Raw genomic sequence first — 24,812 nt, 5'->3', positions numbered from 1 at the left:
TGGGAGCGGGCGCTAACCGCGGGCGGCGTTGCGCAGCGCGCGGTAGAGCAGGCGCGCGTCGCCCAGGTGGTGGCGGAGCAGCTTCTCCAGGCCGCCGATCGGCACCAGGTTCTGGGGCGCGCGCGGGTCCTTGTAGTCGACTCCGGCCAGCGGAGGCAGGGCCAGGGTCAGCGCGTCGGCGAGCCGCACCACCTGCGCGGGGTCGAGGTCGGCGCCGGCCTCGCAGCGCGCCACGCCCGCCCACGGGGCGGTCGATCTGACGGGCAGGCGTACGTACCAGGCGTGCCGCCGCCAGCTCGTGCCCATGAGGAACACCGGCGTACGCTGCCCCGGCGCGAGCGCGGCGACCACCGCCGACTGCGGCGACGGCAGGTAGGCGGTGTGGTGGGTCTTGATGTAGCCGACCGTGCGCGGCAGGTGGGTGCGGCCCCGCAGCGGCCCGTCCACCAGCAGCAGGTCGTCGCTCGCCGACCGGTGGCGCACGGCGAGGTCGACCTCCAACTGGGTGACCTGGCGCTGCAGTGCCAGCGACAGCTCCTCGAAGCTGGAGTCGGCGGCCTTGCTGGGGCGGTAGAGGGCGTGGCCGGTCCTCACCTCGGGGGTGTCCGCCGACGCGGAGATCAGCGTACGGTTGACCTGGATCTCCGCCAGTTCGGCGCCGTCCTGCCCGCACCTGACGATCCCCGCGGCGTAGGAGGCGGCGATGCCGGGCACGGGCATCGGCGAGCCGGGGTCGTGCACCCACACGCGGGCGTCGATCCTGCGGACGCCGTCGGCGACCAGCAGGGTGCGCGGCGGGTCGGCGTCGGGCCCCGGCGTGACGGGTTTCCAGTCGGCGGCCGGGCGTTCGACGTCGAGCACCAGTTCGGCGCTGGTGGAGCCCAGCTCGGACAGGGCCTCGACGGCGAGGGCCGCGGCGTAGCCGGGATCCCACGGATCGACGGTGAAACCGGTCACGTGGCCGCCTTCCGCACGTGGGAGCCCTTGGCGTCGCGCCTGACCTCGAAGCGTACCGGCACCCGCTCCGCCAGCGCGGGGACGTGGGTGACGACGCCGATCATGCGGTCCTGGCCGGCGGCCAGGCGTTCGAGGGTGGTGGCCACCGTGTCGAGGGTGGCCGGGTCGAGCGTGCCGAAGCCCTCGTCGAGGAAGATCGAGTCGAGCCCTCTGGCGACCGCCCCGGACAGCGCCAGGGCCAGCGCGAGCGCGGCCTGGAAGGTCTCTCCGCCGGACAGCGTGCGGGCGCTGCGCCGCATGCCCGCCTCACCGAAGTCGACGACCTCGATGTCGCCGGTCTTGTCGCCGAGCGTCAGCTCGTACTGGCCGTCGGACAACTCGCGGAGCGTCTCGGACGCAGACGCGACCAGGACCGCCAGGGCCTCGGCGCACAACCACCGTTCGAAGGCGTTGGCGCGCAGGCGCAGGGCCAGCTCGTGGGCGACCTTGGCCTCGTGCTCCTTCCTGGTGATCTGCGCGTCCAGGTCGGCGGCGCGTTTGCGGTCGTCCCTGACGCGGTCGAGCGCGCTCTCGACGCGCGCGGCGGCCCCGGCGACGGCCGCGCCGAGCTGGTCGGGCGAGGCGTCGCGCGGCGGGACGACGCCGTGCTCGGCCAGGCGTTCGGCCAGCTTGCGGCGCTCGCGGGACAGCGCGTCGCCCGCCTGGGCGAGCTGCCCGTCGCAGGCCGCGAGCGCCGCCTGGGCGGCCTGCGCGGCCCGGTCGCGCCAGCCGAGCAGGTCGGTCCAGGCCCGGTGCAGGTCGTCGCGGGTGAGCGGCGGCGGCGGGTCGTCGTGTCCGCCGGAGACGAGCAGCCGGTCGCGGGCGGACTCGAGGGTACGCCAGGCGGACTCGGCCTGCCGCTCGACCTGCTCGGCGCCCGTGCGGGCACGTTCGAGCCTGCCCCTGGCGGCGCGGAAGGCGTTGCGGGCCTGGGCCGCGACCTCCTCGGCCTTGCCGATCGCGGCAAGCCTCCCTTCGAGCTCGGCCCGGTCGCCGGGCTCGGGCAGCGCGGCGAGCTCGGACGCCAGCCGGTCGGCCTGACCGGCCAGCATCGACGCCGACGCCTCGGCCCTGGCGTGGGCGGAGCTGGCGCGCTCGGCCCGGTCGCGGGCTCCGGCGAGGGCGCGGTCGGCGGTGCGGATGTCGGCGGGCGGCTCGTGGCGGGGCAGCTCGGCGACCGGGTGCCGGCAGACCGGGCAGGGCTCGCCCACGGCCAGCCGGGGCGCGAGGTGGGCGGCGGCGTGGGCGTCGCGCAGGCGTTCGCGCTGGGTCTCGGCGGCGGCCAGCGCCTGCTCCGCGGCCTTCCGCTCGGCGGCCAGGCCGGGCAGCGGCTCCGCCGCGGCCGCCGCCTCCGCGCGGGCGCGGGCGGCCTGCGCGGCGTGCCGTTCGCGGGCGTCCAGGGCGGCCAGCGCCGCCCGGGGCGCCCCGCGGTCGCCGAGCGCGGCCAGCGCTTCGTACGCCTCGTGGTCGTCGGCCTCCAGCGTCGCGACCTCGGCGGCCAGTGCCTCCACCGACTCGGCGGCGGCCCGCCGGGCCGAGGCCAGCGTCGGCACCGCGTCCGGCATCCGCAGCGACGCCAGCACCGACCGGCGTTCGGCCACGGCGGCGCGCTCCTGCTCGGCCCGCCGGATGTCGGCTTCGCGGGCCCGCAGCAGGTCGAGATCGGCGCCGATGGTCTCGGCCAGGCGCCGCAGCGCCGCCAGCCGGTCGGCCAGCTCCTGCTCGGCCTCCGCCGTGACTCCCGACAGCTTGCCGAGCTGGTCGCGGGCGAAGGCGGCGTCGCGTTTGGCCTGCTCCTCCTCCTGCACGGCCCGCTGCCTGATGAGCTCGTAGACGTCGGCGTCGAGCAGTTGCACCAGGAGGTCCTGCCGCTCGCGGGGCGCGGCGTGCAGGAACTCCGCGAAGCGGCCCTGCGGCAGCACCACGCACTGGGTGAAGAACCGGTATTCCAGCCCGGTCACCCGCTGCGCCTCGGGGGTGACGTTCTCGCCCTCGGCCAGGGGCTTGAGCACCGCGTCGTAGGCCTGGTCGAGCGGGGCCGAGGGGTCGAGCTCGTCGATCCTGGCCTCTTTGGTACGCACCGCGCCCTTGCTGTCGCGCACCATCGCCCTCACGACGCCGTAGCGCCGGCCGCCGCTCTCGAAGACCAGCGCCACCTTCCCCGAGGACACCGAGGGGGCCAGGGCGTGGGCGATGACGTTCTCCTTGCCCCAGCGCGGCACGGTGCCGTAGAGGGCGAAGCAGATCGCGTCGATGATCGTGCTCTTGCCCGCGCCGGTCGGGCCGACCAGCGCGAAATACTCGGTGTCGGAGAAGTCGACGCTCACCGGCTCGCGGAAGCTGCCGAAGTGGTCGAGCTGGAGCAGCAGCGGGCGCATCAGCTGGTCACCTCGTCGTGCAGCCGGTCGAACAGCGCGGCCACCTGGTCGTCGTGCCGCCCGGTGGCGGTGAGATACTCGCGGAACAACTCGCGGGCGCCACGGTCGGCCGAGCCGGTCCTGCGCGTGGCCGGCACCGGCCTGAACCGTTCGTCCAGCATGACGTCCACGGCACCCGGAAGCAGCTCGCGGACGTCGTCGGCCAGGCCCACGCGGGGTTTCTCCTCGACGATCACCTTGAGCCAGTCGTCGCCCTGTTCCAGGCCCTCCAGCTGCTCCAGCGTGCCGCGCACCGTACGCAGCCTGCGGGCCGAGCCGAAGGCCACCTCCCGCACCACGGCCGGGCGGCCGGGCGAGACCTCCACCAGCAGCGCGCCGGGGGTGTTGCCCTCCTCGCCGAAGTCGACGGCGAGGGGCGAGCCGCTGTACCAGATCGGGCACGGGCCCGGGATCTGCTGGCGGCGATGCAGGTGGCCGAGGGCGGCGTACTGGGTGGACGGCGGGAAGGCGGTCGGCTCGAAGTAGTAGGAGAAGATCGACTGGGCCTGCCGCTCCCCGCCGCCGAACGCGCCGCCGGGCAGCGTGCCATGGGTGGTGACCAGGTTGACGGTGTCGCCGTGGAAGCCGGCCGTCAGCGCGCCGATCAGTTCGGAGATGCGGGCGGCGTAGTCGCGGTTGTGCTCGGCGGCCGTGCCGGCCAGCACCTCGGCGGCGCGTACGACGTAGCGGTGCGACAGGAAGGGCAGCACGGCCAGCCGCACCGGCTCGCCCGAGCGGGCGGTGAAGGCCAGCGTGCCGCCCGCGTCGGGGCGGCGGAAGCTGCCGATGACGTGCAGGCCCAGCTTGCCGAGCACCGGCCGGTAGACCTCCAGCAGCTGCGGGTTGTCGTGGTTGCCCGCCAACACCACCACGTCGCGGCCGTCGCCGCGCAGGGCCATGAGCGCGTTCAGCACCAGCGCCTGCGCCTCGGGCGTGGGCGCGGAGGTGTCGAAGAGGTCGCCCGCCACGATGACAGCGTCCACGTCGTGGTCGCGGGCGGTGGCGACCAGCTCGCGCAGCACGGCGCGGTGCTCGTCGAGGCGGGAACGGCCCTTGAGCACCTTGCCCACGTGCCAGTCCGCGGTGTGCAGGATCTTCACGTCATCACCTGTGATCAGAAGGGCGGGATGTCTTCTTCGACGCCGGGCAGCCCCTGGAACGGATCGCCTGAGGCCTTCGCGGCCGGGGCCGCCGCCTCCGCGGGCCGGGTCGCCCACGCGGGGAAGGGGAAGGCGACGGCCAGCGGCACCGGGATCTCCGGCTGGGCGACGAACATGGTGCCCGGCTTGGCGATCGTGGCGCGCTCGCGGACCGCCGGGGGCAGCCAGCCGTACTCCGACCTGGCGGCCTCGGCCGGGTCGAGGCGGCCCGCGACGCGTACGGCGCTGTTGGAGACGATACGGCGCTCCACCTCGGAGGCCGTCTGCTGGGCGCCGATGAGGATGACGCCGAGCGAGCGGCCCCGCTCGGCCACGTCGAGCAGGATCTCCTTGATCGGGGAGTCGCCCTCGCGCGGCGCGTATTTGTTCAGCTCGTCGAGCACGACGAACAGCAGGGGCTTCGCGGTGCCGGACGACTCCTTGCGCTGGAACTCGCCGCGCAGCACCACGCCCACGACGAACCGCTGCGCCCGCTCCGGCAGGTTGTGCAGGTCGACGATCGAGACCTGGGCGTCGGAGGTGCTGACGGTGTGGTTGCGGTAGAACGGCAGGTCGCCCCGGACGATCGGCGAGAGCGGGCGCACCGCGCTGCGCAGCCGGCGCAGGAAGGCGTTGACCGTGCCGAGCGGGGTCTGCGCGCCGGTCCACTGCTGGCGCGTGCCCTCGTCCTGCAGCTGGTCGGACAGCAACTCGACCAGGTCGGCGAACGTGCGGGCGGCGGTACCCTGCACCATGACGGCGCCGCCGTCGCCCACCGGCTCCGCCCACGCCTTCAGCCGGGCGGCGACCTGCCCGACCAGCAGCGAGTAGCCGGCCCGCTCGTCGTCGGCGTCGGCGAAGACGAACCGCAGCAGCTCCTCCTCGCAGAACTCGACCAGCGTCCAGTAGAAGGAGCTCACGCCCTGGGTGCGGGCCGAGACGTGGGGCACGCCGTTGGCGTCGCCGGGGCGCGGCGGGGCGAAGACGTGCACGCTGCCGAACGGCCGAGCGGGCAGCCCGAGCCGGGCGTAGACGGCGCGGGCATCGTCGTCGAGCCGGAGGTTGTCGTGGTCGAGGAAGAGCAGGTCCTCCCCCTTGACGGAGAAGATCAGCGCCTTGGTGTTGGCCGACTCGGCGTCGAGGACCCCCGAGTTGAAGATGGAGTAGAGCAGGAACGTGGCGAAGGAGGTCTTGGTGGCCACGCCGGACACGCCGGAGATCGACACGTGGGCGCCGCGGGTGCCGTCGAGGAAGTCGAAGTTGGCGTACATCGGCCGGCCGTCGCGCCCCATCCCGATCGGGATGCGCCGGTCCATCACGTCGAAGTAGAGTGCCTGCTCGCGGTCGTCGGACCCGGCGAGATGGACCTTGGCGCCGGGGAGCGGCGGCACGAACACCTCGGGCTCGACCCTGGTCACCCGCACCTCGGCCACCTCGACCACGGCCGCGGGCAACGCGCCGTCGGCGATGAGGAAGACGTCGGAGTCGTAGGCGGCGCCCTCGTGCCGGGCCTCGACGGTCGTCACCACGCCCGCGACCAGCACCGGGCCGTAGCCGGGCACGTCGCGCCTGGTCACCACCACGTCGTCGAGCTGGACGACCTTGCCCGGCTCCAGGCCCACCCAGAACGACAGTGGCGAGGCCGCCTGGGTGCCGAGCACCCGCCCGACCGCGTCTCCCGCCGCGGGTGCTGCCTCCTCCACCGCCTGGCTCGCCCCGTTGACCGTCACGAATCCCTCCGCCCCCAATGATGCCCTTCCATGGAGCGTAGTAGGGGTCGACCTGTGCGTCCCGCCCATCGGGCGTCCCGGCGGAAACGGAAACGTAACGCGCCGACCGGTAGATCACACGTATGAACACACCCCTTTCACGGCGTACGTTGCTGGCCGGGGCGGGCGCGGGAGCCGTCGCCGCGGGCCTCGGCGCGCGGGCCGCCTGGAGCGACACCCCGCGGCCCCGCAAGGCTGCGCCACCGAACATCCTGCTCTTCACCGTCGACGACATGCACGGCGGCTCCCCCGGCTGCTTCGGCGGCCGGGCCGACCTCACGCCCAACATCGACCGGCTGGCCGGCGAGGGCGTCGCCTTCCACCGCGCGCACGTGCCGATCGCCCTCTGCCAGCCGAGCCGGTCGGCGCTCATGACCGGCCGTTTCCCCCACCGCAACGGCGCCGAGGGCTTCGAGGACATCGCCGACGGCGTGCCGATCCTGAACGAGCTGCTCCAACCGCTGAACTACCTGACGGGCATCCTGGGCAAGGTCGCCCACCTCGGCCCGGATGATCGGTTCGCCTGGGATCTGAGCGTGATTCCGGACGAGCAGCTGGGCATGGGGCGCAACCCCGCCGACTACGCGCGGCACGCGACGGAGCTGTTCGACCGGGCGAAGTCCGAGAATCGCCCGTTCTTCCTGATGGCCAACTCCGAGGACCCGCACCGGCCCTTCAGCGGCAGCCTCGCCGAGCAGCAGAGATTCGGGGACGTCCTGGACGAGATCGCCAAGCCGTCCAAGGTGTACGGCCCCGACGACGCCGAGGTGCCCGGGTACCTGCCCGACCTGCCGGAGATCCGCCAGGAGGTCTCGCAGTACATGAGCAGCGCCCGGCGCGCCGACGACACGCTGGCCGCGGTCCTGGCCGCGCTCGACGCGTCCGGGCTGGCCGGCGACACGATCGTGATCTTCATGTCGGACAACGGCATGGCGGTGCCGTTCGGCAAGGCGAACGTGTACGAGCAGTGCACGCGCACCCCGCTGATCGTCCGGTGGCCCGGCGTGGCCGGCGCGGGGCGCACCGACGACGAGCACTTCGTGTCCACGATGGACCTCTTCCCCACCCTGTGCCTGGCCGCGGGCGCCACCGTCCCCGAAGGGCTGGACGGTCGCGACCTCACCTCGCTGCTGAAGGGCGGCAGCCAGTCAGGCCGCGACCAGATCAACACCGTCTTCCACGAGTCCAGCTCGGACCAGCGCTACGACATGCGCGGCGTCCACGACGAGCGCTGGAGCTACATCTGGAACGCCTGGTCCGACGGCAGCCTGAACTACCGGGCGGAGAACATGCAGGGCCTCACCTGGCCCGCGATGCGCGACTCGACGGACCCCGCGGTCGCCGCGCGTGCCCAGTTCTACCTGCTCCGCGTCCGGGAGGAGCTGTACGACCTCGCGAACGACCCCCACGCGCTGAACAACCTCGCCGGCGGGGGCGCGCCCGAGGAGCTGGCACGCCGGCGTGCCGCCATGGACGCGTGGATGGGCTCCACCGGCGACCCGCTGCACGCGCAGTACAGGAAGGAGGTCATCAACGCGTGACAGACGTTCACGAGCCATCATGGATCACATGAAAGTGATCGTGATCGGAGCGTCGGGAACCGTGGGGCGAGCCGTCGAGGCCGCCCTGAGCCCTCGCCACGAGGTCGTCGCGGCCTCGCGGCGAGGGCCGGTCCGGGTGGACCTCGAAGACGGGAAGTCGCTGGACGCGCTCTTCGAGACGGTGCCCGACGCCGACGCGGTGGTGTGCTGCGCGGCCAGCGGGCCGCTGGTGCGGCTGGGGACGGTGACGGACGAGGAGTTCGCCGCGGGAACAGCGGGAAAGCTGCTGGGACAGGTCGCACTCGCCAGACGGGCGCTGCGTCGCCTGCCCGACGGCGGGTCCATCACCCTCACCGGAGGCACGTTCGCCGCCCCGCTCGCCGACGGGTCGCTGGGCGCGCTCGTCAACGCCGGGCTTGAGGGATTCGTACGGAACGCGGCGAGCGAGCTGCCCCGCGGGCTGCGGATCAATGTGATCGCCCCCGGCTGGATCAAGGAGACCCTGGAAGGCATGGGCCTCGACGGCGCGGGCGGGACGCCGGTCGCCGAGGTGGCCCGCGCCTACGTCTCGGCCGTGGAGGGCACCGCGCAGGGCCAGACGATCGTCCCGTGACGGGCGGCATCCGGCCCGGCCGTACGAAGCGCTTCTCATCGCATAATGGCGAGAACCGTCCGTCGCGTGCGGCATGCTGGACGCGATGGACGAGACCACAGTGGAGCCCGAGGCGCCGTCCGGCGCATTCGGGATCGACGCTTTCACCCTCGATGACCGGATGCGGCTGTTCCATTTCGCCGCCGCCGAGAAGCGTCACGAATACCTCTGGCTGCTGCGCGCCCTCGACCGCGGGCGCGCCAACTACCAGGTGCTGCTGCACGCCGCGCAGGCGCGCGAGCTGCTTCAGTCGCTGCGCGAGGAACATCCGTCCTGCCCGGCGGTCGAGGACGTGCAGCCGCTGCTCGACTCGCTGGCCGACTGGCGGCTGCTCGACCGCAGCTATGACGGCACCCGCGCCGCCAACCTGGCCGAATACCGCAACCGCCACTACGTCTACCAGTTCACCCAGGCGGGATACCGGGCCTACCGCGCGGTGGAAGACGTCCTGGGCGCCGGCCTGGAGGACGCGCAGTTGTCCAGGCTGGTCTTCCCCGACATCCTCACGGACCTGAAGGCGCTGGCCACGGCTAACAGGGAGGGCGACGGCGAGGAGATCTACCGCAAGCTGAGCCGTCTCGACGGGGTGCTGTCCGACATGGCGATGCGGGCGGCCCGCTTCTATCTCATGCTCGGCGATCTGGCCCGCACCAACGACACGAGCCCCGAGGTGTTCCTGGCGCACAAGGACACCCTGCTCACCCACATGCGCGAGTTCACCGCCGAACTGGCCCGCTACCAGCCGCTGCTGGCCGCCGCCGTGGAGGAGGTGGCCGAGACCGGGGCCGACCGGCTGATCGCCTTCGCGTCCGAGGCGGACGAGCGGTTGTTCCGCACCCCGGTCGAGCGTGAGGAGGACTGGCGGCAGCGCTGGTCCGGTCTGACCCACTGGTTCGCCGACGGCTCCGAGAGCGAGGCGGAGCGGCTGCAGGGCGCGACCGTCACCGCCATCGCCGGAGTCCTGTCGCTGCTGCGCCGGGTGACCGAGGCCAGGCGCGGCGGCGTGAGCAGGGAGAGCCAGCTACGCCATCTGGCCCAGTGGTTCGTCTCCTGCCCGAGCGACGACGACGCGCACGCGCTGTTCCAGGTCACCTTCGATCTCGGGTCGCCACGCCACGTCGCGGTGCCGTACGACGAGCCGGAGCTGGTCCCGAGCAGGCTGTCGTGGTGGGACGCCGAACCGGTGCGGGTGGCACGCACGCTGGTCCAGTCGGGCCGCACGCCAGGGCTGCACGGGGTGGGCCGGATCGAGCGCAACGAAGCACAGCGCCAGCAACTGCGCGCCGAGCAGATCAAGGCACAGGCGCAGCGCCGATCCGCCGCCGCCGCGCTCGCGGACGGCGCTCTCTACGACCGGGTGCTGGACGAGCCGGAGACGCAGACCTTGCTGGGCCTGCTCGACCTGGCGTTGTCCGCACGGGTCCCCGTGGCGGGCAAGGTCGCGGGGTCCGCGAGTGGCTCGGCGCACGGCATCCGTCTCACCCTGCTGCCGTGCGCCGGCTCGACCACGGTGGCCACCGTACGCGGGCGCCTGCACCTCGACGGCCTGCGCCTGGAGGTGACCTCCATATGAGGGTCGCCGCGGACGTGTCGCCGCTCGAACTCGCCGACTACCAGCGGGCCGTGCGGCTGCTGCTGCGTCACCCGCTGATCACGCCCTCCTTCCCTGACCGGAGCGCGCTCCCCCTGGTGCGGCGGTGGGCGGCGCAGTTGCGCGCCGACCTGCCGGAGGTGCTGGGCTACAGGCTGCTCACCACGGCCGACACCGTCAGGCTGCTGCGCGTCCACGACCGGCTCGACGCCACCATGCCGGCGCTGACCAGGACCGACCGGCCTTTCAACCGCAGGCGCTACGCCTACCTCATGCTCACGCTGGCCGCGCTGGGCCGCTCCGGCACGCAGATCTCGCTGAGCGAGTTGGCCGACGCGGTGGCGGCCGACGCCTCCAGGATCGACGGGCTCGGCATGGACACCGAGCGCAAGCCCGACCGCGACGCGTTCGTGGACGCGGTGGCCTGGCTGGAGCGGCGCGGCGCGCTCGCCCTGGCCGACGGCTCCGCGTCCGCGTGGGTCAACGATCCCGACCGGGCCGAGGCGCTCTACGACATCGACAGGGAGATCGTCGGCGTCGTCTACCGGCCGAGCCGCGTCCTGCAGCATGTCGCCTCCATCACCGCGCTGCTCGACACCGGCCAGGGTCTGGCGCAGGGGCAGGCCACGATGCGCAGGGCGGCGGCCCGCAAGGCGCGGCGCCTGGTGCTGGAGCAGCCGGTCGTCTACTACGAGCAGGTCGACGAGTCCCTGCACGGCCAGCTCCGTTCCCCCTCCCTGGCCGAGGACCTGGAGCGGCTGACCGGGCTGAGCGTCGAACGCCGGGCGGAGGGTGTGGCGATCATCGACACCTCCGGGCGCCTGTCGGACGTTCGCTTTCCCGGTGGCGGCACGATCGCGCAGTCGGCCCTGCTGCTGGCCGCGCGCATCGCCACCCACTGCGGCCCTGGCAACCGGCGCAATCCTCCCCCGCTGCTTCCCGCTCCCACCGAGGCGGAGCGGCTGGCCGAGGCGGCGGCGCGGATCGACGCGGCGCTGCCGCGCGCCAACGTGCTGACCGAGCTGGCTCAGCACGACGGGTTCGAGGGCGCGCCGCCGCGCGAGTCCGCCTACCCCTTCCTGGCGGACACGTGGCTGAGACGCACCATGCGCGACCTGGTCGGCCGGTACGGAGCCGCTTTCGGCGCCGTCTGGCGGACCGATCCCGACAGGTTGCTCGGCGAGGCCGTCGCCTTGCTGGCCAAGCTGCGTCTGGTGGCCGTCGTCGAGGGCGGCGTTCTGGCGCTGCCGCTCCTGGCCCGCTATCGCGGCGTGACCGCGGAGGTGAAGCGCCGCACCGAGCAGACCACTCTCTTCGAGGATGTGAAGTGACCAGGTTCGTCCCCTCCCGGGCAGGCATCATCAACCTCTGGGACTACCGCGACGAGGAGTTCGCCTTCGCCGGGGGCTGGCTGGTCCTGCGCGGGCCCAACGGGTCGGGCAAGACCAAGGCGCTGGAGGTGTTGTTCCCGTTCGTGCTCGACGGGCGCATCGATCCCAAGCGGCTCAACCCGTTCGCCTCCGAAGACCGCACGATGAAGTCCAACCTGCTCTTCCGCGGGCAGGACTCCGCGCTCGGCTACGTCTGGATGGAATTCCGCGACCCGGGCACGGGCCAGTCGATCACGGCCGGCGTCGGGCTGCACGCCCAGAGACACCGTGACACCCCCGTACGCTGGCATTTCGTCTGCGACGGCCGCGTCGGCGAGGACTTCTCCCTGCTCACGCCCGACGACCGGCCGATGACCCGCAAGCAGCTGGCGGCGGAGCTGGGCGAGCAGGCGCTGATCAGCACGGCCTCCGACTACCGCGCGGCCATCGACCGGCGGCTGTTCGGGCTGGGCCGGGAGCGCTACGAGCAGCTCATCACGCTGATCCTCACCCTGCGCAGGCCGCAACTGGCCAAGAACCTCGACCCGGCCAGGCTTTCCGACACGCTGACCGACGGCCTGCGCCCGATCGACGACGAGCTGATCGCCGAGGCCGCGCGTTCCTTCGACGACATGGAGTCGGTGCAGCGCACCCTGGAAGGGCTGGTGGCCGCCGACGAGGCCACGGCGTCCTTCCTGTCCGGTTACAGCACCTATCTGCGCACCCACGCGCGCTGGGCCGCCGACGCGCTGACCCGCCGCAGCGACGAAGTGAGCGCCGCCGCCGAGTCCCGCCGGCAGGCGCGGGAGCGGCTTGCGGTAGCCGAGCTGGAGCGGTCACAGGCGGAGGCCCGCACCAGCGCCGCCGAGGACGCGCTGGCCGGGCTGCGCGCCAGGCTCGACCAGCTCAAGTCGAGCGCCGCCTACGAGGCGCTGCAGCAGCTCGCCGATCTGGAACGGCTGGTGCGCACCTGCGCCGACAACGCCGCCGGCGCCCTCACCGAGCTTCGGCGGCGCACGGCCGCCAGGAGCAGGGCGGCGGGCGAGCTGGAGGCTGCGCGGCGAAGCCTGGCCGAACTCGAGGCCGCCGTCTCCAGGACTGCGGGCGAGCTGGCTGACGAGGCGCACGCGGCGGGCATCGCGTGGAGCACGGGCGACGGCGAAGAGGACGGCTTCACCGACCGGGTCGGCGCGCGCGTCGCGGCCCGCGCCGACGACGTGCGCGCGGTCCGGGCCGCGCTGACCGCGCTCGGCCGGGCCGAGCAGGCCCGCGAGCTGGCTCACGGCGCGCTGGAACGCGCGCTGGAGGCGCTCGCCCTGGCCGAGCAGTCCCAGTCGGAGGCGGCCGACGACGTGCGGCGCACCAGAGACACGGCCCGCGAGGAGCTGGCGGCCTGGGCCGCACGCCACGGCGTCGCGGCGGACCAGGCGACCGCGCTCGCCGAGGCGCTGGACCAGGTGGGCGAGCCCGACGCGCCGGCGCTCGACGCCGTCTTCGGCGAGCTGACCGCCGCGGCGGTGCAGGACCTGCGGGACGAGCGGGCCCGGCTGCGCGAGGCACGACGGCAGACCGAGCTGGAGCGTCGGCGCGTCGAGGAGGAGCGGCAGCGCATCGCGGCCGAGCATGACGACGCCCCCGCACAACACCCGGCGCGCACGGCTCCGCGCGAGGACCGCGCCGGAGCGCCACTGTGGCGGCTGGTCCGCTTCAGAGACGGAGCCGGCGAGCGGGACGCGGCCGGGATCGAGGCGGCGCTGGAAGCCGCGGGCCTGCTGGACGCCTGGGTGACGCCGGAGCCCGAGCCGGTGCGCGTGGGCGATTCCGACGCCTACCTGCTCGAAGGCGATCCGGCCGACGGGCCGACCCTGCTCGACGTGCTGGAGCCGGAGGAGGAGGGCCCGGTCGCCGCCGACCGGGTCGCGGGGATCCTGCGCTCTGTCGTGCTCCGGCGCGACGACGGCGAGTCCGTTGTGGAGACCGCTCCGCGGCACCCGGTGATCACCTCTGGTGGCCGGTTCTTCCAGGGCGTCCAGCTCGGCGCGCACCACAAGACGCACGCCGAGTACATCGGCGCCACGGCCAGGGCCCGCCGCCGCGCCGCCCGGCTGGCCGAGTGCGACGCCAGGCTGGCCTCGCTCGACGTCTCGATCGCCGGCCTCGACCGGCAGGACGAGGCGGCCGAGGCCCGGCTGGAGGCCGTGGCCGCGGCGAGAGCCGGCCTCCCCAGGACCGGGGCCATCGTGGCGGCTCTGCGCACCCGCGAGCAGGCGGCAGGGCGGCTGCGCGGCGCCAGAGAGGCCGCCGACGGGGCACAACGCGGGTTCGACGAGGCCGTCGCCGCGTTCGGCGCCGCCGAACGGTCGTTGCGCCGCACGGGCGCCGAACGAGCGCTGGCACCGGACACGGTCGAGGAGGTGGCGGGAGCCGTACAACGGTTCGAACGCGTGGCCGGGGCGCTGGCGGGGCGGCGGCGCGAGGCGGCCCGCCAGCACGCCGGCGTGGAGAGCGCGGCCGACCGGCTGACGGAGGCGGCCGAGGATGAGGCGAACGCCGCCGAGACCGAGCAGGCCGCACGGCGCCGGCATGCCGAGGAGGCCGCCAAGCTGGAAGCGCTGCAGGCGACGGTCGGCGCGGAGGCCCGGCAGGTGCTGGCCGAGGTCGAGCGCACCGAGCGCGACATCACCGGCGCTGAACGGGAGACGCAGTCGGCCAGGGCCGCCGAGCGGGAGGCGCTGACCGCCGAGGCCAGTGCGCGCACCCGCGTGGAGACGTCGGGCGAGGCGCTGGCGGTGGCGCGGCGCGAAGAGTTCCGGACCGCCCGCGAGCTGGCCCCCTATGCCCGCCGCGAGCTGCTCGACGTGCTCAGATGCCCGCCCGGCCTCGGCTGGCCCGCACAGGAGGCCGACTGGCAGGCCGAGGAGCTGCCGCCCGGCGTGCGCGACGTGCACCAGGCGATCCTCGCCGTCACCCGCGACCTGACGCCGACGGAGATCTCGCTCAAGCAGTCCACCACCCGGCTGACCAAGGCGCTGGAAGACCTGCAGGCGCAGCTGACCGCCGCCGACCAGGACTACCGCCCCGAGTGGGACGGGGCCGACGGAGTGATCGTGGTCCGGGTCACCGACGAGGAGGGCCCGCTGCCGGTCGGCGCCTTCGCCGCCAAGATCTCCAGCAGCAGGAACGACCAGCAGCAGCTGCTCACCGACTCCGAGCAGCGCATCCTCGAGGACACCCTGCTGGCCAGGCTGGCGCAGCAGATCCACGACCGCACGGTCGACGCCCGCGACCTGATCCGCAGGATGAACACGGAGATGCGCTCGCGCCGCATGTCCTCCGGCACCACCGTCGGGGTGGGCTGGCTGCTGGCCGACCATCTCGACGACGAGCAGCGCGCGGTGTGCGCCCTGCTCGACGGTGACGCGGCACGGTTGCGCCCCGACGACCTGGCGAGGATGCGCGGGCACTTCGCCGCACAGATCAAGAACGCGCGGGCGCGCCACCGTGATCGTCCCTACCGCGAGCTGCTGACCGACGTGCTCGACTATCGCAGGTGGCGGCAGTTCGCGTTCCAACTCGTCCGGCCGGACGGCACGGAGGAACGGCTGACCAGGTCCAGGCACAGCCGCCTGTCGGGCGGCGAGCAGTCGGTCTCCCTGCACCTGCCGTTGTTCGCCGCCGCCCACGCCATGCTCAACTCGGCCCGTCCGACGGCGCCACGGCTGCTGGCGCTGGACGAGGCGTTCGCCGGCGTGGACGACACGGGGCGCGGCGAGCTGATGTCGCTGGCGGCGCAGTTCGACCTCGACCTGTTCATGACCGGCTACGACCTGTGGGCCACGCACGCCTCCGTATCCGCCGCGGCACACTACGACCTGGCCCACTCCCCGGCCGAGCACACCGTCAGCCCGCTGCTGCTCGTGTGGGACGGCGCCCGCCTGCTGGCCGACGACGCCGGAGAGCTGACCACGGCCCTCGGCTCGCCGGGAACCCGCAAGGTGGCGCGGGAAGAGGAGGGGGCCACGCTTGGGCTCTGAGCACGACCTCGACGCGCTGCGGGAAGAGGGCTGGACCCGGCTGCTGGCAGCCGCCCGGCGCAAGCTCGAACGCGACGGCACGTCGTCAGGCTCGATCAGCATCGGCGCCCCCTCAGAGGCCGAGCGCCGGGTCATCATCGGGCTGACCGGCCGCTACCGGCCCGAGGACGTCAAACGGCTCACCGTGCCCCTGCCCGACCTGGACGCCTTCCTGGCCAACCGCTACGCCCGCGGCCTCCGCGAGGTACTGGCCGAGCTGGGCGGCCCTCTGCGTGACCGCGCCGCGGAGCGCCGCGCGCTCGGCGAGGAACGCGACCGGCTGCTCGCCGGCTGCTCGGACGGCAGGCACGCGGGCCGGCCCTGGCACGCCGCCTGGCTCGACACCCTCGCCACCGACGGCACACTGACCAGGCTCATCAGGCGCGGCGAAGGCGCACTGCTCACGACCGCCTGCCAGGTGCTCGACCTGCTGCCCGCCCCGACCATGCCGCTTCCCGTGCTGGCCGAGCGGGCCACCGGCGACACCAAAGCGCTGTCGGCCGGTTCGCCGCTGGCCTCGCTGGTGCTCCGGGCACTCGCGCTCCGCGCCGAACTGGCGGCCGTCCCTGGTGACCGCGTGGGGCAGCGGACGTTGTGGGAGTCGGCCGGGGTGATCGTGGACGACCTGGCCAGCCAGGTCCTCGTGCTCAACCTGTCCGTACGCGGCCAGGGACCGGTCGCGGGATGGCTGGCGGAGGCGGCCGGGCACGGCCTGCCGTACCGGCTGACCCTGCACCAGCTCACCCGCTTTCCCGTCTCCCTCGACGAGGGCACGATCTTCGTCTGCGAGAACCCGGCCGTGCTCCGCGCGGCCGCCACCGAGCTGGGCGCCCGATGCGCGCCGCTCATCTGCACAGAAGGTGTGCCGTCGGCGGCGTGCCACCGGCTGCTGGAGCCGGGCGGGCATGAGCTGCGGTGGCGGGCCGACTTCGACTGGACCGGCCTGCGGATCGTCGAACGCGCGATCTCCCGCCACGCGGCGGCGCCATGGCGCATGTCGGCGGCCGACTATGCCGCGGGGCTCGCGGAGAGCGAATCGACCCCACTGCTCGGGCCCACGGCGCCGAGCCCCTGGGACGCCGAGCTGGCGCCCCTCATGGCGGGCCGGGGCCGGACGGTGATGGAGGAACGCCTCATCCCCGCCCTCCTGTCCGACCTCGCCGCCTTGTGATGCAACAGGAGCCAGAAGTCGAAACACGGAGTGGAAAGCGCGAGCCGCACCTGACTGCCCGCCTCGGCCTGCATCCGCTTGACGAGGCCGCTGTCGAGTTCCGTGTCGAGAACGCACCACACCTCGTCGCCGTCATCGAAGTCGTCGGAGCATCGGCGTCCACGGGCCAGTGACGATTTACGCTCAATCGAACGCCGCGGGCGCGGACCGTCGTTCTTTCTGGGTTGCCGGGGAGACACGCGCCGAATCTACACGGGTGGTGAGCGCGGATGCGAAGAGTTCGTCATCCACGGTCGGCACAGCCCCATAACGGCCCGCCAGATAACGACGCTCCCTGTTGTCCTCTTTGCGCGGTTTGAAATCAGTCAGAGGGAAAAGCTGAGTGCTGCCGTCTTCGCTCTTCTCGACGAACCAGATCTGGTCTCGTCTCAACACATCCTGACCCTGGACCCGCCCGAGCAACGCGGCGTCGTGACTGGCGAAGACGAGCTGTGCGCCTCGCGGATTGGTGACCGGGCTCTGGAACAGCTGAATCAGCTTCGCACTGAGGTACGTGTGCAAGCTGGCGTCCAGCTCATCTGCAATAAGGATTCCCCCGCTCTCCAGAACCGGTAGCACTGAAATCGCCAGAGTGAACAACTGCTGTGTGCCGTCCGACTCCTCATGAAAGGGAAGAATGAACTCATTACCCTCGCATGGATGCCGGAAAATCAGCTTCGCCTGGCGCGTCGGCGTGAGATCATCCCCCACGAAATTCCGTGGCCCGGCCACTCACGCCGCCAACTCCTCATCTGTCTCCTCGACGATCTCGAAACCGCTGATGCCGGTATCCGCCGCACTCATGAGATCGGCGATACGGCGTTGCAGCTCTGGTGTCCTCAGGCGCTCCAGCCTGTGCGCCACCAGGCCGCGGCTCATGATCGTGGAAGACGACCTGTATCGCTGCGCGGCGAACCAGCGATAGACGGGTTGCAGAGCCTCCTGGCGGGCACGGGCTCCAAGCGACAGGAGCAGAACGTTGGGCGCGACGAGCTCCGCCAAGCTCTTGACGGAGTCAGATGTATGGACCCCGTAGCTGAAGTCGTCACCGCTGCGTTCGAACACCTTCCGCTCCCGCTTGCGCGGATAGCTGTACAGCCACTCTTCGACGACGGCGGCATCGTCAACAGCGAATCCATAAGTGTGGCGGACATCGTCGATGAGCAGATCTACAACGTAGCTGGAAGCCACGTCGCGGTCGAGCGCAAACGGATATCGCCGGATGCCGCCATCTGGCTCGTTCTCCCGGAACGACCACCTGACCACATGGGCCATGTATCTGAGCGCGTCGAGCACATTGGACTTCCCGGCGGCGTTGGGACCGAAGATCCCGATGACGGGCACCGCCGACCAACCCGCTTCAGGCACAGGAGGCTCTTCGTAGGCGGGTGTCGTCAGCAGCTGCTGCTCTTCGCGCAGCGATCGATGGTTGGCTGCGCGGAAACTCAGCAACATATCGGCCGCCACCCCTTCCTACGCCGACCCACAGCTTATCTGCTGCGGAACAACCGCGAAGGTGATCGTCGACGGCGTCCCGGGCCGTCGTCGTACGACCCTGCGCGCCGTCCCGTTCGGATAGCTGTTTCCTGCATCCACCGGCGCCGAGCGACCAGGGCCCGGCGGCTCGGCGTAACCGCCTCAGGCGGCGAGCTGGTGGTGCAGGTAGTCGCGGAACTCCCGTACGTGAATGGTGTTCTCGTACGGCCTCAGCCGCTTGTCGAACTGCCGGATGCTTTCAACCAGCCGCGCCGGAGGAAGGGGACCGGCCACGGGAACAGCTGCTCGGGCACGGTCGACCGCCTGCTCCAGCTCGCCCTTCTCCAGATAGGCGCCGGCCGCGGCGAGCTGGTTGAGTTGCGCCGACCGGGGACGGGAGACTGCGAACTCCCGCACCACATGCTCGGCACACTCCGCTGCCTTGTCGTGCGCCCCGAGGAGGTGCCAGGTCGCGCCCATCTCCGCACGCAGCTCCGGCTCTTCGTACTTCATGATCCAGTGCGGATCGCGATCGGTCTGGCCGTGTGCGTATGCGGTCTCCGCCTCGCCGAGCAGCCTTTCGATCCGCTTGGCTGCGTGCGTGTCACCGGCCACGGCCGGGCGATCTCGCACAGCCGCGCTCCACGCCTCCCTGACCAGCATCAGTGCCATGACGCGTGGCGATGCCCCGCCCTCACGCGCGCTCGCGACGGTTGCGCGGCCGAGCATGGCGGCATGCCCGCGCTGTCCGAGGTGGATCGCCTGGCGAGTCATCGCCGTCAGCACCCGTGCCCCGGTCAGCCGATCGTTGGCGATCTTGGCCAGCTTGAGCGCCTGCCCGTAGTAGTGCTGCGCCTGCCCGTGGCAACCCGCATCGAATGACGTCCAGCCGACGAACGAGATCACCCCAGCAGCAGCCGCCAACAACTCGGCGCCGACCTTGTCGTCATAGGAACCCCTCAACAGCGGCGCGACCGTGGTGTTCAGATAGTCGACCACGGCCGGTCGGGCTATCCGGCTGCCGTAGAGATGATCGATCTGGCTGAACATCCGCCAACTCTCGTTGATCCTCCTGACATCCGAGAGCCCCACCGAAAGTTCCGTGCCCCGCGATGCCGCCGGCCCGATGGCAGGACTGTAACTCCATGCGGACAACCAACCGTCGAGGGCAGCAGGGATGAAGGGCAGCGTGGCCAGCAGGTGGCGTCGGTCGAGATCCAACTCGCCCCTCCAGAGCTTTTCAGCGGATTTCACGGTAGCCGCGATGGACAGGTCGCTGAAGTCCGGCAAAGGCCACACCTCGGTGCCCACCGGCTCCGAACAGTGCAACCACCGTTCGACCACAGCCCCGCTCACCCCGAACACCTGGGCGATACGCGCCCGATACACCGGGCGGATGTCCTGCGCGCCGCGCTCCCACCGGCTCAACGTCGTCGGCGTGACCAGCAACGCCTCAGCCGCCTCCTCCTGGCTCATCCCCAGCCGCTTACGCGCCCTCGCCAGCTCAGGCCGCCCACCACGATCCCCCACAGCCCCTCCCGCGAGACGTCAAGTGGCCGCAACGTCACTCATTGTCCGTGATCGCGGCCCAGCACGCCCCACCACCGGCCGAAACGTCCAGCAAACGACCACCGGCATGCACAGCCCTCACGTCAGGGCCAACGCCTACGTCAAGATCTGCTGCGTCACGCCCGGCCACCGTTTCCTTCTCCTACAGCCATCCGCCCGAGAGAGGAACCTTGGTGACCCCTACCGGCAGCCGCCCCCACGCCCCGGCCCGCCCGTACGTACCCAGGCAGCGCGAGGCTGGGCCGCCCGCCGCGCTCGTCCGTCCCGAGCATGTCGACGCGACGATCGGACTGCACCCCGGCGGCCTGACCTGGCGACGCGCCTTCCCCGGCACTCCCGCCCAGATCCCCGGCGCCCGTTACTTCACGCGCTATCTCCTGGCCGGCTCGTCCCACCAGGACGACGCCGAGCTCATCGTCGCCGAACTCGCCACCAACGCCCTCCGCCACACCAGCAGCGGCCATACGCAGGGCACCTTCATCGTGGAGATCATCCAGGCCGTCACGGCCACCACCCTCGCCGTCTATGACTGCGGATGGGGCGGCAGCCCCCGCTTCACTCCCCGCCACCGAGTCGACGCCGACCACGGCCGCGGCCTGGCCATCGTCGCCGCCCTCGCCGACGAAACCGGCTTTGAGGGCGACGACACGGTCGGTCACAGAGTGTGGGCGACCATCCACGTCCGCTCCACACCGTAGGCCCTCTCACGCGACTTCTTCGCTCGCGAGCGTTCCTGGCCGGTCTGCCGCACGTCCTACACCGTCCACTGTCAGCGGGGGCGGCTGAGGGCGGCCTCGGCCAGGTCTGTCCACATCTCGGCCGCGGAGTGGGGCACGACCACCCAGTCCTTCATCACCCTGCCCTGCCCCGAAGGGTCGAACAGGGACGCGCCGGCCAGCTGGAGCGCGGCTGTGTGTTCGGGGGTGTCCCTGACCAGCCGGAACACCATCGCGCCGTCGCGCTGCAGGCTCGCGAACACCTTGCCCGCCTGATCTTTGAGCGAGGGGTTCCCCATCATCCTGGAAATCCGTACACCCAGGTCGGCCAGCTCGGCGCCGACCTGCTGGAAATCCTGTTCCGCGCTCATCGTCAGTCGGTCCCCGGCTCCGTGGCGGTGTTGTCGAACAGCTTGTCCCGAGAAAGGGTATCTTCCGGCGGCCGGGCGAGGCCACGTAGGCTGGCGCCGGTGACCGTGGATGTGATCGTCACCCGGGTGGAGTCCCTGCTGTCGCGTCACCGTTGCGGCCCTGTGGCCGTGGCCGGGTGGCGGCGGCTGGAGCCGTACGCCATCGCGCGGGCGCGGCTGGAGGGCGGGGAGCGGGTGATCGTCAAGTGGATGCGCCCGCACCCGGGCGCCGCCCGTCACGCGACGTCGCAGCGGCTGCGCACCGAGGTGGCCGCGCTGCGGTTCCTCTCCGACGACCTGGCGTCCGGCCTGGCGCCGCGGGTGATCGCCGCCGACCTCGACGCGGAGCTCGTCGTGCTGGAGGACCTGGCTCCGCGTACGGCGCTGGACGGGCTGCTGCGTGCGGAGGGCGCCACCGCCCATGCGGAAGGGTTGGCCGCCTTCGCCCGCATCCGCGGTGAGCTCAGCGCCGCCACAGCGGGCAGGTCGGCACTTTACGGCGTGCGCAGACGCGCTCTCGGGCCCGCCGGCGCCGCCGAGAGGTTCCCCGGGTTTCGCGAGGAGGGACGCAGGCAGGCGGCCCGCCTCGGCGTGCCGATCGAGGGCGAGGCGGAGCGGGAGCTCGCCGCCGCGCTGGAGGAGCTGGAGCATCCGGGCCCGTTCCTGGCGCTGAGCAACGGCGACCCCGAGGCGAACAACGTCCTCGTGCACGCGACGGGCGACCCGGACGCCCGCCTCATCGACTTCGAGTTCGCCGGCTACACGCACGCGCTGCACGACGCCGTCTGCCTGCACGTCCCCGGTCCCGGCTGGGTGTCGGTGGACGCCGCCTTCGCCGGCGGCTACCGCCGGGCCCTGGCCGCCGGCCTGCCCGAGGCGGAGGACGACCGGCGCTACGGGTTCGGCCTGGCCGCCGCCTGCTTCTCGTACGTGCTGGTCCGGCTGGAACGCCTGGCCAAGGTCGAGGCGCGCCCGCCGGGCGACGGGAGCCGCATCCAGCTCGTCGCCACCTTGGAGGCCGCCGCCCGTACCGCCGACGAGCACCGCAGCCTGCCCCACCTGGCCGGCTGGGCCCGCCGGTTGGCCGCCCTGCTCCGGCGCCGCTGGCCCGACACGGACCTCGACCTCGACGACAGGACCGCGTTCCCGCCCTACACGCCCCGCCGCCGATGAACGCCGGACGCCCACGTCAGGGGTCGCGGCGGAGCTCGAACCCGTCCGTCCCGAGAGCGTCGAGATGGGTGCGGATACTGTCGGCGTCGACGCCTGGCTCGTCGGTGTGGTCGGTGCCGAGCTTGCTCAGGATGGCCAGCGCCTGCGACCAGTGGTGGCGGGCGTCGTCGTACTGGTCCAGCGCGGCGTGGGCGTGGGCGAGGCCGTCGTGGGCGCGACTCTGGTCGCCCGGCTGGCCCAGGTCCGTGGCCAGCCGCAGCGCCTCCTGGTGGTCGTCGAGCGCCTGGTCGTGATGGCCCTGCTCGTGCCGCAGCCGGCCCATGCCGTGGATGGCCTCGAACTGCCAGTTCCGGTTGCCGAGCTCGCGTGCGAGGTCGAGGGCGTGCTCGTAGCAGGCATGGGCCTGCTCGTATCGCCCGCCGATGCGGTGCATGTCGCCCAGCGAGATCCAGCCGTCGAGCTGGCCGAGCCGGTGCTCGGTGCCGTTGGCCAGGTCGAGGGCCCGGGTGAAGCGGTCGGTGGCCGCGTCGTACTCGCCGCGGCCGAGATGGAGGTGACCGAGCGCGAGCAGCGTGCGCACCTCGCCGGTGCGGTGGCCGGTCTCCCGGGCGATGTCCAGAGCCTCGGCGAGGGAGTCGGCTGCTTCGCCGTGCTGCCCCACCATCCGGTGGATGTGGCCGGCGCCGATCAACGCGTCCAGCTGGCCGCTGCGGTGGCCGGTCGCGCGGGCGATGGCGAGCGCCTGCGCGAAGTTCTCGATCGATCGGCTGTGCTCGCCGTGGACGGCGCGGAGCAGCCCCAGGGAGTTGAGTGCCCGCAGTTCTCCGGAGTGATGCCCTATGGCGCGAGCGATGTCCAGAGCCCGCACGTTGTCCTCGATCGCGGTTTCGTAGCGGCTCTGCCGGTGACGGATCTCGCCGAGCGCGATGAGAGCCTCCATCTCTCCCGTGTGGTCGGCGGCGGCGCGGGCGGCTGCCAGCGCGCGTGCGCTGAGGGTTTCGGCTTCCGGGTTGCGGCCTCGGATGCGCAGGCACCGGTGCAGGGTGGCCGACAGGTGCCGGATGTGGTCCAGGTAGCCGTGTTCGGCCGCGTGCTGGGCGAGGGCCAGCAGGTTGGGCAGCTCCGCCTCCAGCCATGCTTCGGCGTCGTCCATCGCGGGCAGAGGACCGCCGCCCGGCGGAAGGCGCGGCCTCATGTCGGCCTCGTAGGGGTAGAGGCGGTCCATGGCCGCCGTTGCGGCCCCGCTGTAGTGGTCGAGCAGGCGGGTGACCGAGGCACGCCGCTCCGCCTCTGGTTCCTGACCGGCCAGGGCGGCGGCATGAGCGCGGATGAGGTCATGGAACCGGTACCGGCCGGGCACCGGCTCCTGCAGCAGGTTTCCCTCAAGCAGCCGGTCCAGCAGGCCGGTCGCCGCCGCGACGGAGGTGGCCAGCAGCGCGGCCGCCGCGTCCGGGGCGATGTCGGTGCCGGCGTGCAACCCCAGCAGCCGGTACGCGCGCCGCTCGGCGGTATCCAGCCCCCGGTAGGAGAGATCGAGCGCCGCGGTGACGCTGCGCTCCCCGGCGTGCAGCTCGCCCAGCCGGCGGTGATGCTCCTCCAGCCGTGCCAGCAGATGCCCCACGCTCCACGTCGGATGCGCCTTGAGCCGGGCCGCGGCCAGCCGGATCGCCAGGGGCAACCACCCGCACCGCCGGGCCAGCTCCGCCAGCGCCTGCGGCGGCTCGCCCGCGACGCGCTCGTGGCCGGCGGTACGGGTCAGCAGCGCGACCGCCTCGGCTGGCGGCAACACGTCGACCGACACCGTACGCACATCGTCCAGGCCGATCAGCCGCCGCCTGCTGGTGATCAGAACCAGGCAGCCGCCCGAACCCGGCAGCAGCGGGCGTACCTGCGCCTCGTCGGCGGCGTTGTCCAGCACGATCAGCATCTTCCGGTCCGCCAGCATGCTCCGGTACAGGGCCGCCCGGTCGTCGGCGTGCTGGGGGATGGACTCACCGGGCACGCCCAGCACCGCGAGAACCCTGGCCAGCGCCTCGGCCGGGTCAACCGGGACCATGCCGTGCGTGTATCCGTGCAGGTCGAGGAACAGGTCGCCGTCGGGGAACCGGGCGGCGAGCTGGTGCGCGGCGTGTACGGCCAGCGCCGTCTTGCCCACGCCCGCCATGCCGTCGATGGCGGTGATCAGCACCGTGCCCGCCGTGCCCTGATCGCCGACGCCGTCGAGAGCGGCGAGTTCCCGCTCCCGCCCGGTGAACGCCACCACGTCGGCGGGCAGGTGCCGCGGCGGCACCCGCACGGGCGCCGGACTCGCCGGGGCACTTCTCGCGGCGTGTGGCAGCGTCGCCGGCTCCGCGTTCTCCCCGGCACTTCTCGCGGCGTGCGTCAGCGTCGCCCGCTCCGCCTCGTCCAGGCCCAGCGCCTCGGCCAGCAACCGCACCGATGTGCCGCGTGGCCGTCGCAACTGTCCGGCCTCCAGCCGGCGGACGGTGCGGGCGTTGAGTCCCGCCCGTGCGGCCAGCTCTTCCTGGGTCAGCAACGCCCGCTCACGCCAGCCCCGCAACATCGTCCCGAACGCCGCCGGCGACTCCTCTGCGGCGTCCGCGTCGGCACCGTCACGCTCTTCTGAGGACATAACGCATCTCCGATGGTCGCCGCGCTCCGAGCGGCCATTGTCATACGTTCGGAGATCGGCGGCAAAGCCGTTTCCCAC

The 24,812-nt window shown here is 72.5% G+C and carries 17 protein-coding genes and 1 pseudogene; 8 read left to right on the top strand and 10 right to left on the bottom strand.

What is annotated here, in order from left to right; genetic code table 11:
• Positions 1-12 precede the first annotated feature (12 nt).
• From ACTWPV_RS35795 to ACTWPV_RS35780, 4 genes are read right to left on the bottom strand one after another with little or no spacing between them, the layout of a single operon-like run.
• A complete protein-coding gene (locus ACTWPV_RS35795) occupies positions 13-957 on the bottom strand; it encodes a hypothetical protein (protein WP_443155173.1) in 945 nt (314 codons plus the stop codon).
• The gene (locus ACTWPV_RS35790; RefSeq protein WP_443155172.1) at positions 954-3,374 is read right to left on the bottom strand and encodes an AAA family ATPase; all 2,421 of its coding nucleotides are present in this window, start codon (positions 3,372-3,374) and stop codon (positions 954-956) included. Before ACTWPV_RS35790 ends, ACTWPV_RS35795 begins: the two co-directional genes overlap by 4 nt.
• A complete protein-coding gene (locus ACTWPV_RS35785; protein WP_443155171.1) occupies positions 3,374-4,513 on the bottom strand; it encodes an exonuclease SbcCD subunit D in 1,140 nt (379 codons plus the stop codon). Before ACTWPV_RS35785 ends, ACTWPV_RS35790 begins: the two co-directional genes overlap by 1 nt.
• 14 nt (positions 4,514-4,527) lie before the next feature.
• Positions 4,528-6,282: an ATP-binding protein gene (locus tag ACTWPV_RS35780; RefSeq protein WP_347618723.1), complete on the bottom strand. Its 1,755-nt coding sequence runs from the start codon at positions 6,280-6,282 to the stop codon at positions 4,528-4,530.
• Between the two features lie 122 nt (positions 6,283-6,404).
• On the opposite strand from ACTWPV_RS35780, the gene ACTWPV_RS35775 reads away from it, so the two are divergent.
• The 6 genes from ACTWPV_RS35775 (at position 6,405) to ACTWPV_RS35750 (ending at position 16,719) form a co-directional block, all read left to right on the top strand.
• Complete coding sequence (locus ACTWPV_RS35775) at positions 6,405-7,862, top strand: sulfatase family protein (protein WP_443155170.1); 1,458 nt, start codon at positions 6,405-6,407, stop codon at positions 7,860-7,862.
• Between the two features lie 28 nt (positions 7,863-7,890).
• On the top strand, positions 7,891-8,475 hold the full coding sequence (locus ACTWPV_RS35770; protein WP_443155169.1) for a short chain dehydrogenase: 585 nt from the start codon (positions 7,891-7,893) through the stop codon (positions 8,473-8,475).
• Between the two features lie 85 nt (positions 8,476-8,560).
• Entirely contained in the window at positions 8,561-10,087 is a 1,527-nt protein-coding gene (locus tag ACTWPV_RS35765) for a TIGR02677 family protein (protein ID WP_443155168.1), read from the top strand.
• The gene (locus ACTWPV_RS35760) at positions 10,084-11,436 is read left to right on the top strand and encodes a TIGR02678 family protein (protein ID WP_443155167.1); all 1,353 of its coding nucleotides are present in this window, start codon (positions 10,084-10,086) and stop codon (positions 11,434-11,436) included. The genes ACTWPV_RS35765 and ACTWPV_RS35760 overlap by 4 nt, the downstream gene beginning before the upstream one ends.
• The gene (locus ACTWPV_RS35755) at positions 11,433-15,509 is read left to right on the top strand and encodes a TIGR02680 family protein (RefSeq protein WP_443155166.1); all 4,077 of its coding nucleotides are present in this window, start codon (positions 11,433-11,435) and stop codon (positions 15,507-15,509) included. The genes ACTWPV_RS35760 and ACTWPV_RS35755 overlap by 4 nt, the downstream gene beginning before the upstream one ends.
• Positions 15,499-16,719 carry a TIGR02679 family protein gene (locus tag ACTWPV_RS35750; protein WP_443155165.1) on the top strand — a complete coding sequence of 407 codons (1,221 nt, stop codon included), beginning with the start codon at positions 15,499-15,501 and terminating at the stop codon, positions 16,717-16,719. Before ACTWPV_RS35755 ends, ACTWPV_RS35750 begins: the two co-directional genes overlap by 11 nt.
• A gap of 47 nt (positions 16,720-16,766) precedes the next feature.
• Here the strand turns inward: ACTWPV_RS35750 and ACTWPV_RS35745 are convergent.
• From ACTWPV_RS35745 to ACTWPV_RS35730, 4 genes and pseudogenes are all read right to left on the bottom strand, one after another.
• Positions 16,767-16,958 (bottom strand): annotated as a pseudogene (locus ACTWPV_RS35745) (hypothetical protein); the annotation flags it as partial.
• Positions 16,903-17,469: an AAA family ATPase gene (locus tag ACTWPV_RS35740; protein WP_443155164.1), complete on the bottom strand. Its 567-nt coding sequence runs from the start codon at positions 17,467-17,469 to the stop codon at positions 16,903-16,905. The gene ACTWPV_RS35740 and the pseudogene ACTWPV_RS35745, both read right to left, overlap by 56 nt.
• 21 nt (positions 17,470-17,490) lie before the next feature.
• Positions 17,491-18,213: an AAA family ATPase gene (locus ACTWPV_RS35735; RefSeq protein WP_443155163.1), complete on the bottom strand. Its 723-nt coding sequence runs from the start codon at positions 18,211-18,213 to the stop codon at positions 17,491-17,493.
• A 183-nt stretch (positions 18,214-18,396) separates the two neighbouring features.
• Positions 18,397-19,764: a helix-turn-helix transcriptional regulator gene (locus ACTWPV_RS35730; RefSeq protein WP_443155162.1), complete on the bottom strand. Its 1,368-nt coding sequence runs from the start codon at positions 19,762-19,764 to the stop codon at positions 18,397-18,399.
• 212 nt (positions 19,765-19,976) lie between these two features.
• Between ACTWPV_RS35730 and ACTWPV_RS35725 the strand changes: the two genes are divergently transcribed.
• On the top strand, positions 19,977-20,501 hold the full coding sequence (locus ACTWPV_RS35725; RefSeq protein ID WP_443155161.1) for an ATP-binding protein: 525 nt from the start codon (positions 19,977-19,979) through the stop codon (positions 20,499-20,501).
• A 71-nt stretch (positions 20,502-20,572) separates the two neighbouring features.
• Here the strand turns inward: ACTWPV_RS35725 and ACTWPV_RS35720 are convergent, their stop codons facing one another.
• Positions 20,573-20,890, bottom strand: a complete 318-nt coding sequence (locus tag ACTWPV_RS35720; protein ID WP_347618712.1) for a hypothetical protein — start codon at positions 20,888-20,890, stop codon at positions 20,573-20,575.
• A gap of 99 nt (positions 20,891-20,989) precedes the next feature.
• Between ACTWPV_RS35720 and ACTWPV_RS35715 the strand changes: the two genes are divergently transcribed.
• Positions 20,990-22,102, top strand: a complete 1,113-nt coding sequence (locus ACTWPV_RS35715) for a hypothetical protein (protein ID WP_443155160.1) — start codon at positions 20,990-20,992, stop codon at positions 22,100-22,102.
• Positions 22,103-22,118: 16 nt separating this feature from the next.
• On the opposite strand, the gene ACTWPV_RS35710 is transcribed toward ACTWPV_RS35715, so the two are convergent.
• A complete protein-coding gene (locus tag ACTWPV_RS35710) occupies positions 22,119-24,734 on the bottom strand; it encodes an ATP-binding protein (protein WP_443155159.1) in 2,616 nt (871 codons plus the stop codon).
• Positions 24,735-24,812: the final 78 nt, after the last annotated feature.

Source organism: Nonomuraea sp. KM88, from assembly GCF_052245635.1.
Lineage (GTDB): Bacteria > Actinomycetota > Actinomycetes > Streptosporangiales > Streptosporangiaceae > Nonomuraea.
Note: the sequence above shows the minus strand (reverse complement) of the source record. Positions and strands in the feature narration are given on the sequence as shown.

Excerpts from the sequence above, each read along its gene's own strand:
- ACTWPV_RS35720 (WP_347618712.1), bottom strand. The coding sequence starts at position 20,890 with ATGAGCGCGGAACAGGATTTCCAGCAGGTCGGCGCCGAGCTGGCCGAC.
- ACTWPV_RS35775 (WP_443155170.1), top strand. The coding sequence starts at position 6,405 with ATGAACACACCCCTTTCACGGCGTACGTTGCTGGCCGGGGCGGGCGCG.
- ACTWPV_RS35790 (WP_443155172.1), bottom strand. The coding sequence starts at position 3,374 with ATGCGCCCGCTGCTGCTCCAGCTCGACCACTTCGGCAGCTTCCGCGAG.
- ACTWPV_RS35770 (WP_443155169.1), top strand. The coding sequence starts at position 7,891 with ATGAAAGTGATCGTGATCGGAGCGTCGGGAACCGTGGGGCGAGCCGTC.
- ACTWPV_RS35710 (WP_443155159.1), bottom strand. The coding sequence starts at position 24,734 with ATGTCCTCAGAAGAGCGTGACGGTGCCGACGCGGACGCCGCAGAGGAG.
- ACTWPV_RS35760 (WP_443155167.1), top strand. The coding sequence starts at position 10,084 with ATGAGGGTCGCCGCGGACGTGTCGCCGCTCGAACTCGCCGACTACCAG.
- ACTWPV_RS35765 (WP_443155168.1), top strand. The coding sequence starts at position 8,561 with ATGGACGAGACCACAGTGGAGCCCGAGGCGCCGTCCGGCGCATTCGGG.
- ACTWPV_RS35735 (WP_443155163.1), bottom strand. The coding sequence starts at position 18,213 with ATGTTGCTGAGTTTCCGCGCAGCCAACCATCGATCGCTGCGCGAAGAG.